A 12,741-nucleotide genomic window follows, 5' to 3' on the forward strand; every position below is an offset into this window, starting at 1 on the left:
AGAAACGTTAGGCAAGTGGATTAAACGTTTATATGAATAGTAGAATTGAGTCAATAGGAGGACTTGCAATGTTTCGAAATGTAGCGGAACTTGTTTCGTTGGCAGAACAACATCGTGTGAAAATTGCCGAGATTATGATACGGCAAGAAATAGAAATAACAGGATTAACGCGTGAAGAAATTATTAAGAAAATGGATCACAATTTAACAATCATGGAAAAAGCTGTGGAGCGCGGGCTTAATGGAGTAAAGTCACAGACAGGGCTCACTGGCGGGGACGCTGTATTGTTACAAAATTATCTAAAAAGCGGCAAAGGATTATCAGGTTCGTTATTATTGGATGCGGTTAGCAAGGCAATGGCAACGAATGAAGTGAATGCAGCAATGGGGGTTATTTGTGCCACGCCAACGGCTGGATCTGCAGGGGTTGTTCCTGGTACTTTATTTGCTGTAAAAGAACAACTAAATCCAACCCGTCTTGAAATGATTGAGTATTTATTTACGGCGGCTGCCTTTGGTTTTGTTGTAGCTAATAATGCCACAGTTTCCGGTGCTGCCGGCGGTTGTCAGGCAGAAGTTGGCTCAGCAGCAGGCATGGCAGCGGCATCGATTGTTGAAATGGCTGGCGGTTCTCCTCAGCAGGCAGCAGAGGCAATGGCGATAACGTTGAAAAATATGTTAGGGCTTGTTTGCGATCCAGTAGCTGGTCTAGTTGAAGTACCTTGTGTAAAACGAAATGCCATGGGTGCATCAAATGCCTTAACAGCCGCTGATATGGCCCTTGCAGGAATTAAAAGCAGAATTCCATGCGACGAGGTCATCAGTGCAATGTATGCAATTGGTCAATCCATGCCTTCTGCTTTAAGAGAAACGGCTGAAGGCGGATTAGCAGCAACACCAACTGGCAGAAGATTAGAAGCTGAAATATTTGGTCAGCCAAAGCCAAGATTAAAGGACTATCTAATACAATAATTCAGAATGAAACAGCACACTATTATTTAACGAGTTGGTGTGCTGTTTTGCTACAGCGGTAAATATACTCAAGTAAATGGGGAATTATTCTTGCCAGTTTTATTACAAATTCTTGTGATGGTTATTAGGTAGTTTGTATGTATAATACCAAAAATTAGCTGATGAAATGTAGTATGGCTTTAGGTGTATAGAATAAGAAATATATTAAAGGAACTGTTAAATCAGTTCTTTTTTTCTATATGGAAATAGTGTTTATTTTAAGAAACTTAAAATGAAAATTGTAAGAATTTTTAATTTAAGTCTTTTCATATCCGCATGTAAACCTTCATTTATAACATAATCCACTACAGACTATTCCTAATAAAAAGCATGAATCCAGAGGAGAGTTTAGTTATTTTAAATTAAAAAATATTCTTAAAAACTATAGGTAGGAGTCATAAGTTTTGGGTAATTTAATGATAACTAATACAGATTTGAGAGGATGTTAATCGTGGAGAAAAAATTGTTAAACTTATTGCTAGCAATATGTATTTCAGCTTTTCCCTTTTTATTTAAGGGATCAAAAATGAGAGAAAATCTTGTAATTTTTTTCTCAAAAGGTATACTTTCTACTCTAATTGATACTTATGTTGTTGGAGCTAATAAATTGGAGTATCCGGTCCGGCCTTTTCCTAAAACTTTTAAAACAAATATTATTTATGACATGTTATTTTTTCCGCTTCTAAGTGTTATCTGGGTGAAAATCTCGTACAATGATAATTTAGGTAAAATTTTATTAAAAAGTTTGATTTTTAGTGTTCCAATGAGTATCGGTCAATGGATTATGGAAAAAAACACTAAATTATTCAAGTGGAAAAAATGGTCTCCTTTCCATACTTTTGCCAGTGTGAATTTTACCTTATTTATGATTAGAGGCTTCGTTGGTTTATTAAAAGTATTTGATAAGTCAAAAGGTATTCAAAATATAACCGAATATTAAGGGTGATTTTATAAAAAAACGCAAAAGGTAGAAGCTATTCTCTGGAGTGTGGCTTTCCAGGCTTTGGTTAACTTATTAAAGGGGATTTGTTTATTATTTTGGAATTCATGATTAATGTATATAGTTTTTTAAACCATTGTCTATGATTCCTGGTTTAGCCATTGGCTTTATTATACGTTATATTTTAATAAAACTTTACTTCGATCTCCAAAGTAGGACATCTTCTTAGAATAAAAAGCCGACCTTATAATGATTAGAGGCGAGTTTATTCATGAACGCGTCTGTTTAAATAAGGCTACATTGTGGAGGAATTCATTTGTGCCATTTGGAATGTAATAGACTCAGACCCGGTGTTAACTAAGGTTACGATTCAATCATACCTTGATCAAAAACATAAAAAAGCAATCTCATTAGAGTTGCTTTTTTGTTTGCAAGTAAGTTAACTGTCACTTCTGTTTCGTTCGGAATTATGCTTGTTAATTATTTCAGGAGAATTTTCAATATAAGCAGTATTTTTTTTGTCTGTCTTTGTATCCCATATGCTAAACTTTATACTATTTTGTGAATGATTATCTTTTCTAGACATGTGATTCACCTCCGTTTTAGTATCCTTTGATTTAAAGAATAAATTATTCAGTAAGAAGCGAATTAATAGGGGAGGAAAACAGAAATATCATCCGGTATTTTTGAAAAATTCAAAAAGTGATGTTGACAGGAAAATGAAATTACGGTAAATTTAGGGTAACGGTTTCCAAGAATAAACTTAATATTGCTGAATAGATTTGTAAGCGATTTAAAATCTCACCTCAGGAAACATTTTTTTAACAACCTTCAACAGTTTTTTTAACACAATTCATCAAGATAACCTACAAACAGAACATATAAAAGTGTAACGATTTCTAATAACACCTTGTTATTTAAATGCAATTGATTACATATATGTTTTACCATTCCAACTTGATATTACTTAAATCCAATTATTATCCAACATTTCAGTCATAAATCAATTAATCTTTTCATAATATTTTTTTTGAATCGTTGTTTATCGATTTCCAAGAAGGAACAAAATTTAATAGTAGAGTATGGTGAGGAATTTGAAAGTAACAATTGGAGATGTCGCAAAAGCAGCCAAAGTATCTAAAACAACCGTATCTCGAATCATTAATGGAAATTATGCTCACACCACAGAAGAAACTAGAATGAGAGTTCTTAAGGCGATTAAGGATCTTGATTATCGACCGAACGCTTTAGCCAAAGGGTTAAAGTCTATGAGAACGAATGTGATTGGAATCGTCCTTTCAAATTTTAAAAACCCATTCTGGACCACAGTCTTAGAGGGCGTAGAAGATACGTGTCAGGAGTTGGGTTATAACCTTATGGTTTGTAACTCCAATGAGGAAGCAGAAACAGAAGAAGAATATATTCGTGAATTTCAAATGAGACAGGTGGATGGAATTATTATTAACCCAACTGTTAAAAATCCTAATCTCTATAAGAAACTAGTTGAAACAAATTTTCCACTTGTTGTTATAAATAGAAGGATTCCTAATTTAGAAACAAACAATGTTATTATGGACAACTTAAAAGGTGCATACACTGCAGTGGATCACCTAATAAAGACGGGGCGTAAAAAAGTTGCAGTTATTGCTTACGACAATTCACTTGTAAGTACATGGAGTGAGAGGATTGAGGGATATCAACTAGCCTTGCTGCGTAACGGATACACAATTGAAGATTTTCTTACCCTGTATCTAGAGCAGAATAGTGACAAGACAAAAGAATCCATCATTGCCTTTTTAAAGAATAACCCAAACATTGATGCTCTGTTTTCAACGAATAATATGATTACACTAGAAATTCTCGGGGCCATAAAACAATTAAACTTACAAATTCCAGATGATCTGGGCATTGTAAGTTACGACGATACTATCTGGGCACAGTATTTAGCCCCGCCCTTAACGACAATTCGTCAACCGGCATACAGAATGGGGCAGATGGCTGCTGAGATCTTAATCAAAACCATTAATGAAGATAAAAAACAAGTTCCAAAGGCAACTGTGGTTTTAGAACCGGAACTTGTCATAAGAGATTCAAGTGCAACGAAATTAAAAAAGTAAAAAAATGAAAACAATAAACTACTTAAAGGAGGTGAGGGGCTTCAATAGCGGTAGCAGATTTAAATACTAGTTCAATAGCTTTAAAGAAATAAAATTATTTTACTAAGTGGAGGGAACAGTATTATGACAACAGAAAATCAAAACCAAAGTGTAGCAGTAAAAGATGATAGAGAAGAAATTTTAGCGCTTTACAAAGATTTACGTGTTTGTGACGTGCGTGATGGGTTAGATTGGGTAGGAATGCAGGGATATGGCACTGTTGATCACAGTTTTAAACCATTATTCCGTACAAAAGCATATGGGATTGCTCGAACTGCACGTTACTTACCATTTGAAGGCCCTAATCCAAAAGTAACAGGTGAAGAGTATTCGAAATGGGTTGGCTGGTATTACAATGAAGTAGGAAATTATCCTTGGCAGCATGATATTGAACAAGGAGATTTTGTTGTACTGGATATGAGTAATGTCGATGTAGGTCTTCTAGGTTCTGAAAATACTTTGGCCTTTAAAGCAAAAGGTGTCCAAGGTTATCTATTAAATGGTGGTGGAATAAGAGACACAGATGAGTGTATTTTACAAAAAATCCCTGTTTGGTCTAAATTCACTTCACAAGGTATGAACCAAACTCGTATCCGTTTTGATTCAAAGAACATCCCTGTAGCAATCGGTGGAGTAGCAATTTATCCTGGTGATGTAATCGTTGCAGACGGTGATGGAGTTGTTGTTGTTCCACGTAAATTAGCTAAAGAAGTTGCGAAATATGCTCATCAAGAGCTATCAAACGATAAAAAGAATAGAAGAAAGCATTATGAAAACCTAGGAATGGAACTTGATGATACTGTTGCAACAGATCAATAATCTCAAAACCTTATAAAAACATAAAAAAGGGCCGTATTTAAAGAGTTAAATAACCTTTAAGCCGACCTAAAAAAAGTATTCTACTACTACTATAATAAGTTCTTTTTTGTATAAATACAATAGAGCTTGGTCACAGACAGGAAAAATCATCCTATCGTTATGAGAGGAGAATAGATATGGAGTTACAACGGGTGGGGTTTATCGGTCTTGGTGCAATGGGGCTTCCAATGGCAAAAAACCTTCAAAAAAAAGGGTATGAATTACATGTAAGTGCACATAACAATCGAAATCCTGTAGAGGAATTAAAATCTAACGGAGCAATTGAGCATAATTCCGCATCTGAAATTGTAGCTAATTGCGATGTTTTAATAAGCATTCTGCCTACAGATAATGAAATTGAAAGCGTTTTATTATCTGAGGGAGTACTTAATGAATTGACTCCTGAAAAACGGTTGATTGAAATGACTTCAGGATCGGCAGATATGATGAAAAAACTTTATAAAATTTATCAAGAAAAGGGAGTTTCGGTGCTAGATGCTCCTGTTAGCGGCGGAACAGCTGGAGCTGAAAATGGAACTTTAACAGTAATGGTTGGCGGTGATGAAGGAGTATTAGAAGAGTCTCGTGAATTGATTATGGCAATGGCAGCAAAGATCTATTTGGTTGGTAGCATTGGGGCAGGAAAAGCAATTAAAGCCATCAATCAAATGCTAGCTGGTATTCACATGATTGCTTCTGCTGAGGCTGTTGCCTTAGCTGAAGAGTTAGAAATTGATAAAGAGCAGTTAAGAAATGTCATTGGCAGTAGTTCTGGTGCGTCGTGGATGTTAAATGCTAAGCTTGATAGCCTGACAGAAAGAAACTTTGAGCCAGGATTTAAGCTAAGGTTAATGAAAAAAGACGTTAAAATTGCCGTAGACGAAGCTAGCAAACTGTCCTTACCCCTTGCAAATACGGCACTAGAATTATATGAAAAGTATGAAGGTGAGTACGGTGATTTAGATTTCTCAGCAGTGGGAAAGAAATCTCTTAAATAATTTCAAAAGATGAAATCATAGTTAGGAGATTAATAGATGAAAATTGCTCTTGGTAGTGATCATTGCGGTTTTGAAATGAAAGTGCAATTGAAGCCGCTATTTAAAAAACTGAAATGTGAAATCACTGATTTTGGTTGTAAATCAATCGAACCAGTTGATTTTCCTGATATTGCACGAAAAGTATGTGATGCAGTAAGGAATGGAACTCACGACCGAGGAATTATGATCTGTGGAACTGGTGTTGGTGCAGCCATTGCAGCAAATAAAATACCAGGAATTCGAGCATCAGTATGCCACGATATCCATTCTGCGCACCAATGTGTAGAGCATGATGATGTGAATATCATGTGCATTGGTGCACAGATTATTGGACCTTGGCTTGCTGAGGATTTAATTCAATCTTTTATAGAAGCGAAATTTAGCACGGAGGAGCATTTTCGCAGACGTGTTCAAAAGCTGCATGAACTTGAACTAGCGGGGGGCTCGAGAATTACGAGACTCATTGTAAATACAAATAATTAGACTAAAAAATATAATTTAAAAGGCGGGGTATTAATGAAGGTGAAAGCGCTTTTATTCGGTCTATTTCTCTTGATTCTTGCATTTGGTTTAACTGCATGTAGTGGAGGAAGTGAGAATACATCCTCCGATACAAAGGATGAAAAAGGTTCAAACAGCAGCGAAAAAGTAGAAATTCGTTTTTCTTGGTGGGGTGATACCGGAAGAAACGAAGTCTATAACGCTATTATTGATAAATTTGAGGAAAAACATCCAAACATTACAGTTAAAAGAGAATTTGGCGGCTGGGGAGATTATTGGGATAAACTTGCTACGCAAATCGCCGGTGGAAATGCTCCAGATGTAGTGAGTATGCATCAATCCTATGTTTCAGATTATGCTCGTAGAGGGGCTCTTCTTCAGCTTGATGATGCAGTTAAAAATGGTGAAATTGATTTATCAGACTTTCCAGAGTCAGCAGTAGACGCTGGGAAAGTAGATGACAAAATTGTGATGATAGCAAAAGGTATAACAATGCCAGGGTGGGCCTATAATACAGCATTATTTGACGAATTAGGCGTTGAATATCCAGAAATGGATTGGACATGGGATGATTTTGCAGCCAAGCTAGCTGAATTAGATGCAGCAATTGATTCAGATGATCAATTTGCATCTCCTGATAATGGTGGAGGACAGCTAGAGCCAAGTTTTAGACACTATCTTCGTCAACTTGGAAAAGATACTTTCACAGAAGATGGTAAACTCGGATTTGAGAAGGAAGATTTAGTTTCTTGGTGGACAATGTGGGATGATTTCCGCAAGAAAGGTTATATTCCAGATGCAGAAACTGGAGCTGAGTATGCAAATGTTCCATTAGAACAAAATATGTTTGTGACAGGGAAAGTGGCATTAACTCAAATTCCAGCAAACCAACTGTCCCTATATCAAGAACAGTTCGATTCAGGTGAGCTTCGGATGGTTCGTATGCCAGTAATGCCGGACGGAGAAAATAGTGAGTATATCGGAGCGGCGTTTTTAAGTATTACAGAAAAATCAAAACATCCAAAAGAAGCAGCAATGTTTATCGATTACTTTGTCAATGCAAAAGAAGCATGGGAATTATTCAAGGTTAATCAAGGACCGCCAGCTTCAACTGACGGAAGTGAATTTGTAAAACAATTCCTAGAGCCGGCTGATCAAAGAGCTGTATCATTTATCCAGGAAACTCTACCATATGCACATCCAGCACCAGTACCTCCACAAGGTGTAGGTGAAATTGAGCAAGCTTTTGCTGATAATTATGATGCAATTGCATTTGGACAGGTATCTGTTGAAGAGGCTGCTGAAGCCTTTATGGAAACAGCAAAGAGTATCGTAGAATAACTATGATCAATCCAATTAATAGAATGGAAGAGTATTAGTACTCTTCCATTCCCTTAGATAGGAGGATTCGAATGGCATCACTAAAAAAAATGTGGAGGAACAATTGGGTCGGCTATCTCTTTTTAGCTCCATGGTTAATTGGATTTTTTTTCCTGGGTATCATTCCAATTGGTTCTTCACTTTATTTATCCTTTACTAGTTATGATATGTTCACACCTGCAGAATGGACTGGATTGACAAATTATGCTGAAATATTCGCTGATAAAAAATGGTGGAATAGCGTAAAAGTTACTCTTGTGTACGTATTTATTGGAGCACCTTTACAACTGACCTTTGCTTTAGCGGTAGCAGTATTATTAAACCGCGGAATTAAAGGCTTAAGAGTGTACAGAGCCATTTACTATGTACCTTCACTATTTGGAGGAAGTGTGGCAGTAGCAATTCTTTGGCGTCAAATTTTCGGGGGAGATGGTTTAATTAATCAATTCTTATCTGTATTTGGTATCAAAGGTACAAACTGGATTTCATCACCTGATACTGCAATCTTTACGTTAATTATATTAACTGTTTGGCAATTTGGAGCTCCGATGGTTATTTTCTTAGCTGGATTAAAGCAGGTGCCTAATGATCTTTATGAAGCGGCAACAATTGATGGGGCGGGAAAAATAAAACAGTTCTTTAAAATTACCTTACCATTAATTTCTCCGATCATCTTTTTTAATCTAGTTATGCAAATCATTAATGCATTTCAAGCATTTACACCAGCTTACATTGTTAGTGGAGGTAGTGGTGGACCACTAGATTCTACATTATTCTATACATTATATCTTTATCAAAAAGGTTTCACTCAATTCCAGATGGGATATGCGTCAGCTTTGGCTTGGATATTGTTAATTGCAATAGCATTTGTTACAGCGTTAATATTCCTTTCAAGTAAAAAATGGGTGTACTATCAAGAATAGAGGTGATTCGGATGGAAACGAATAAAGTTAGTGAACCATATAGAGAAAACATTAATATCCACTATATGGTGAATAAGAAAAAGATCAAACCAAAAGGAATCGTTCTTCATCTATTTATCATTGCTGTAGGGATACTCATGCTTTATCCCCTGTTATGGATGATTAGTAGTTCATTTAAGCCTGATTCTGAAATATTTAAAAATATATCTTTTTTGCCAACTGTATTTACATTTGAAAATTATGTTATAGGATGGGCAGGTCTATCCGGTGTATCATTTGGTAAATTCTTTGCTAATACTTTTTTTCTAGTAGCAGTCGCTATTATTGGAACAGTCATTTCTTGTTCAATGGCTGCTTACGCTTTTGCAAGACTTGAATTTGCTTACAAAAAGATTTGGTTTGCAATCATGCTTACAACAATGATGTTACCTTTTCATGTAACCGTTATCCCACAATATATTATTTTCAATAAACTAGACTGGGTTAACACCTATTTGCCCCTAACTATACCAAAATTTTTGGCTGGAGATGGGTTCTTCATCTTTCTAATGGTTCAGTTCATACGAACCATTCCGCGTGAGCTTGATGAGGCAGCAAAGATGGATGGTTGCGGTCCAATCAGATTGTATTCAACATTAATCATGCCATTGGCATTACCAGCTTTGATTACAACGATGATCTTTACTTTCATTTGGACGTGGAATGACTTCTTTAGCCAGCTGCTTTATATCGGTGATATCAACCTATATACAGTTGCACTTGGACTTAGAATGTTCTTAGATGCAATGGGACAAAACTCTTGGGGGGCAATGTTCGCCATGTCTACTGTTTCATTAATCCCGCTTTTTGCTTTATTTATTTTCTTCCAAAGGTATTTAATTGAAGGAATTACAGCTGGTGGTGTAAAAGGTTAAAGTTCTATATCGTAGATTACTATTGTTGAAACAATAAATTAGGGGGATCGGGAATGGAAAATTTGGGACTTAGAATTCTGCCAATAAAAAATAAGTTAAGCAGAGACATAGTAGAAAGATTTAGAGATGTAGTAACACCACATATAAGTGATAATTTGAATCGAATACATGCAATTGGACCTTTCCTCAGACCTTATCACAGATCCGGAAAGTTGCTTGGTACAGCGTTAACTGTCAAGACAAGACCTGGAGATAACCTTCTTGTTCATAAAGCAATAGATATCGCAGAGCCTGGCGATGTCATCGTGGTCGATGCAGGAGGTGACACAACAAATGCAATTGTGGGCGAGATCATGCTTCAACTGGCGCGCAAAAATGGGGTTACAGGTTTTGTCATCGATGGGGCAATCCGTGATAGCAAAGCATTTATTGATCAAAATTTTCCGGTTTTCGCAAAAGCGATTACACATCGTGGCCCTTATAAGGATGGGCCTGGTGAAATAAACGTACCAATCTCGATTTCCGGAATGTTAGTAAACCCCGGCGATATCATTGTTGGTGATGAAGATGGTCTAGCTGTTATCCCAGCAGATTACGCAGACGAAATACTTGAAAAAGTGAAAATACAAGAAAAGAATGAAAAGGCAATTCTTAAATCAATTGCCGATGGATCTGTTGATCGAAGCTGGGTTGACGATACCTTAAAACAGAAGGGGTGTGAACTAGATGTCTCTTCCAACAAGGTATGATTGGGAAAAGCTACAAAACTATTGCTCTAATTTATTTGTAAGTGCTGGTGTTTCTCAGGAAAAAGCAGATATTGTTGCTGAATCATTGATTCAAGCAGATCTCCGTGGTGTGGATTCCCATGGGGTAGTGCGAGCCGCAATTTACTTAAATCGTATTGAGCAAAATATGATCAATCCAAATGCCTCAGTCGAAATTGAAATTGAAGATGAAGCAACTGTACTTGTTAATGGAAACAATAATTTTGGTGCTGTAGTTGGTACAAAGGCATTGGATATCGCGTTAGAGAAGGCGAAGCAGAAAGGTGCAGCTATTGTAGGTGTAAAAGGGTCTAACCATTTTGGCACAGGTGCATATTACGCCTTAAAAGCAATTGAAAAAGATATGATTCTTTTAGTTATTTCAAATGCATCACAAACGATGCCACCAACAGGTGGAGTAAGGCCATTTATTGGAACCAATCCCCTGGCAATTGGCGTACCATCAGGCAAGGAGTTACCGTTTATCTTAGATATGGCAACAAGTGTAGTAGCAAGAGGAAAAATCATTGTTGCAGCACAAAAAGGAGAAGAAATTCCTTTAGGCTGGGCAATTGATAAGGATGGTAAACCAACTACTGATGCTCATGCTGCATTGGAAGGGTCCGTTTTACCGGTAGGAGGTCCAAAGGGATATGGAATTTCGATGTTTATCGATATTTTGGCTGGTGTCCTTACTGGTGCAGGTTTTGGAAGATATGTTAATAACATGTATGAAAATTGGGAAGAACCCCAAAATGTTGGACACTTTTATCTAGCAATTGATATCAATCGATTCATTCCGATTGAAACATTTAAAGAGCGGATGGATTTATATATTCGTGAGATAAAAGCTGAACCAAAAGCAAATGGAGTAAAAGAAATATTCATTCCGGGAGAAATTGAACATCGACTAGTGCTTAAGCGTAAAAAAGAGGGAATTGAGCTACCAAATAAAGTGGTAGAGGAACTTTCAGAACTTGGTAAACGCTACGGGATTGATATGGCCCAAGCTGCATGTAATGAAAATGGTCATAATAAAGAGGAGGCACTTAATTAACCATGATGACTTTAAAAAACTTCCGATATCAGGTACCTACTATTATTGAATTTGGGCAGGGTAGTGTGAAGCAATTAGCGGATCATGTGAAAAACTTAGGTGGTACAAATGTATTGCTTGTTGGTGATCCAGGTGTATCAAAAGCTGGAATTGTACAGCGATTAGAGGAGCCTCTTGCTGAAGCAGGAATTCCATATACTGTTTTTACTGAGGTTGGAGTGGAAGCCACAATAGAATCAGTTGCTAGCGGAACAACTCTTGCAAAAAGGAGAGGCAGCGATATTGTTGTTGGGGTAGGTGGTGGAAGTGCACTTGATACAGCCAAATCTATCGCTCTTATGTTAGTGCATCCAGGTAATATCCGAGATTATGTTGGTCTTGATAAAGTCCCTGGACCGGGAGCGCCAATTATAGCAGTACCTACTACTGCTGGAACAGGTAGTGAAATCACAAGATTTTCGGTCTTATCCGATAAGGGAGCAAAGGCAAAGTTAAGTGTTGGAAGTATGTATAATTGTCCAACGTTGGCTTTGTGTGATCCTGATTTGACACTAACTCTTCCACCTCATATCACAGCAGCTACTGGAATGGACGCGTTAACACATGCACTAGAATCATATGTAAATAAAGTAACACAGCCTATTTCAGAAGCTCTATCTATACAATCTATGAAACTGGTAGCAAAAAGCTTAAGAGTGGCGGTTGTACAAGGTGAAAATCAGGAAGCCCGTTATGATATGTTGATGGCAAGTACTATTGCTGCCATGGCTTTCAATACGACCCGTTTAGGTTTAGCCCATGCGTTAGCGATTCCTTTAGGAGCACATTTTAATATCCCACACGGTGTCGTAAACGCTATTTTATTACCAGAAGTAATGCAGTATAACATTATCGGTAATACAGACAAATTTATTGAGATTGCTAGAATCTTTGGTGAAAAAACTGACAATATGACGAAACGTGAAGCGGCTGAGAAGGCAGTTCAAGCAGTTCGTCAGTTGAAGGAGGATGTTGGTATTACACAAACTTTAACTGACTATGGGGTTGAAGAAGAGCATCTAGATATGATTGTTGAAGAAGCTATTCTTTCTGGCAATGTTCCAGTGAATCCTGTTAAGCCGTCACTAGAGGACTTAAAGAACATTTGCCGAGCGGTGATGAAACCAAGTGTTAAAGAACCAATCTCAATTTAATAAAG

13 protein-coding genes are annotated in these 12,741 nt (G+C 36.9%); 12 read left to right on the forward strand and 1 reads right to left on the reverse strand.

Annotated features, from left to right (window positions below; all coding sequences use genetic code 11):
• The first annotated feature begins 68 nt into the window (after window positions 1-68).
• Window positions 69-971: an L-serine ammonia-lyase, iron-sulfur-dependent, subunit alpha gene (sdaAA, locus tag AC4GZ8_RS02540; protein ID WP_491080228.1), complete on the forward strand. Its 903-nt coding sequence runs from the start codon at window positions 69-71 to the stop codon at window positions 969-971.
• 490 nt (window positions 972-1,461) lie between these two features.
• Window positions 1,462-1,950 (forward strand): CBO0543 family protein, encoded by a 489-nt coding sequence (locus AC4GZ8_RS02545; protein ID WP_491080229.1) that lies wholly within the window; start codon window positions 1,462-1,464, stop codon window positions 1,948-1,950.
• A 439-nt stretch (window positions 1,951-2,389) separates the two neighbouring features.
• On the opposite strand, the gene AC4GZ8_RS02550 is transcribed toward AC4GZ8_RS02545, so the two are convergent.
• Entirely contained in the window at window positions 2,390-2,536 is a 147-nt protein-coding gene (locus tag AC4GZ8_RS02550; RefSeq protein WP_491080230.1) for a hypothetical protein, read from the reverse strand.
• A 508-nt stretch (window positions 2,537-3,044) separates the two neighbouring features.
• On the opposite strand from AC4GZ8_RS02550, the gene AC4GZ8_RS02555 reads away from it, so the two are divergent.
• From AC4GZ8_RS02555 to AC4GZ8_RS02600, 10 genes are all read left to right on the forward strand, one after another.
• Window positions 3,045-4,067 carry a LacI family DNA-binding transcriptional regulator gene (locus AC4GZ8_RS02555; protein WP_491080231.1) on the forward strand — a complete coding sequence of 341 codons (1,023 nt, stop codon included), beginning with the start codon at window positions 3,045-3,047 and terminating at the stop codon, window positions 4,065-4,067.
• 123 nt (window positions 4,068-4,190) lie between these two features.
• Window positions 4,191-4,925, forward strand: a complete 735-nt coding sequence (locus AC4GZ8_RS02560) for an RraA family protein (protein WP_491080232.1) — start codon at window positions 4,191-4,193, stop codon at window positions 4,923-4,925.
• Between the two features lie 119 nt (window positions 4,926-5,044).
• Window positions 5,045-5,962 carry an NAD(P)-dependent oxidoreductase gene (locus AC4GZ8_RS02565; protein WP_491080415.1) on the forward strand — a complete coding sequence of 306 codons (918 nt, stop codon included), beginning with the start codon at window positions 5,045-5,047 and terminating at the stop codon, window positions 5,960-5,962.
• 36 nt (window positions 5,963-5,998) lie between these two features.
• On the forward strand, window positions 5,999-6,484 hold the full coding sequence (locus AC4GZ8_RS02570) for an RpiB/LacA/LacB family sugar-phosphate isomerase (RefSeq protein WP_491080233.1): 486 nt from the start codon (window positions 5,999-6,001) through the stop codon (window positions 6,482-6,484).
• A 33-nt stretch (window positions 6,485-6,517) separates the two neighbouring features.
• On the forward strand, window positions 6,518-7,843 hold the full coding sequence (locus AC4GZ8_RS02575) for an ABC transporter substrate-binding protein (RefSeq protein WP_491080234.1): 1,326 nt from the start codon (window positions 6,518-6,520) through the stop codon (window positions 7,841-7,843).
• Window positions 7,844-7,914: 71 nt separating this feature from the next.
• On the forward strand, window positions 7,915-8,805 hold the full coding sequence (locus AC4GZ8_RS02580) for a carbohydrate ABC transporter permease (protein WP_491080235.1): 891 nt from the start codon (window positions 7,915-7,917) through the stop codon (window positions 8,803-8,805).
• 11 nt (window positions 8,806-8,816) lie between these two features.
• On the forward strand, window positions 8,817-9,719 hold the full coding sequence (locus AC4GZ8_RS02585; RefSeq protein WP_491080236.1) for a carbohydrate ABC transporter permease: 903 nt from the start codon (window positions 8,817-8,819) through the stop codon (window positions 9,717-9,719).
• Window positions 9,720-9,772: 53 nt separating this feature from the next.
• Window positions 9,773-10,468 (forward strand): RraA family protein, encoded by a 696-nt coding sequence (locus AC4GZ8_RS02590; protein ID WP_491080237.1) that lies wholly within the window; start codon window positions 9,773-9,775, stop codon window positions 10,466-10,468.
• Window positions 10,446-11,543, forward strand: coding sequence for an Ldh family oxidoreductase (locus tag AC4GZ8_RS02595; protein WP_491080238.1), 1,098 nt, complete (start codon window positions 10,446-10,448; stop codon window positions 11,541-11,543). Before AC4GZ8_RS02590 ends, AC4GZ8_RS02595 begins: the two co-directional genes overlap by 23 nt.
• A gap of 2 nt (window positions 11,544-11,545) precedes the next feature.
• A complete protein-coding gene (locus AC4GZ8_RS02600) occupies window positions 11,546-12,736 on the forward strand; it encodes an iron-containing alcohol dehydrogenase (RefSeq protein WP_491080239.1) in 1,191 nt (396 codons plus the stop codon).
• Window positions 12,737-12,741 lie beyond the last annotated feature (5 nt).

It is taken from the genome of Metabacillus sp. RB-C-LZQ-3-1, from assembly GCF_058315175.1.

Coding starts and splice junctions, on each gene's coding strand:
- AC4GZ8_RS02575 (WP_491080234.1), top strand. CDS start 6,518: ATGAAGGTGAAAGCGCTTTTATTCGGTCTATTTCTCTTGATTCTTGCA.
- AC4GZ8_RS02570 (WP_491080233.1), top strand. CDS start 5,999: ATGAAAATTGCTCTTGGTAGTGATCATTGCGGTTTTGAAATGAAAGTG.
- sdaAA (WP_491080228.1), top strand. CDS start 69: ATGTTTCGAAATGTAGCGGAACTTGTTTCGTTGGCAGAACAACATCGT.
- AC4GZ8_RS02550 (WP_491080230.1), bottom strand. CDS start 2,536: ATGTCTAGAAAAGATAATCATTCACAAAATAGTATAAAGTTTAGCATA.
- AC4GZ8_RS02600 (WP_491080239.1), top strand. CDS start 11,546: ATGATGACTTTAAAAAACTTCCGATATCAGGTACCTACTATTATTGAA.
- AC4GZ8_RS02580 (WP_491080235.1), top strand. CDS start 7,915: ATGGCATCACTAAAAAAAATGTGGAGGAACAATTGGGTCGGCTATCTC.
- AC4GZ8_RS02595 (WP_491080238.1), top strand. CDS start 10,446: ATGTCTCTTCCAACAAGGTATGATTGGGAAAAGCTACAAAACTATTGC.
- AC4GZ8_RS02560 (WP_491080232.1), top strand. CDS start 4,191: ATGACAACAGAAAATCAAAACCAAAGTGTAGCAGTAAAAGATGATAGA.
- AC4GZ8_RS02590 (WP_491080237.1), top strand. CDS start 9,773: ATGGAAAATTTGGGACTTAGAATTCTGCCAATAAAAAATAAGTTAAGC.
- AC4GZ8_RS02585 (WP_491080236.1), top strand. CDS start 8,817: ATGGAAACGAATAAAGTTAGTGAACCATATAGAGAAAACATTAATATC.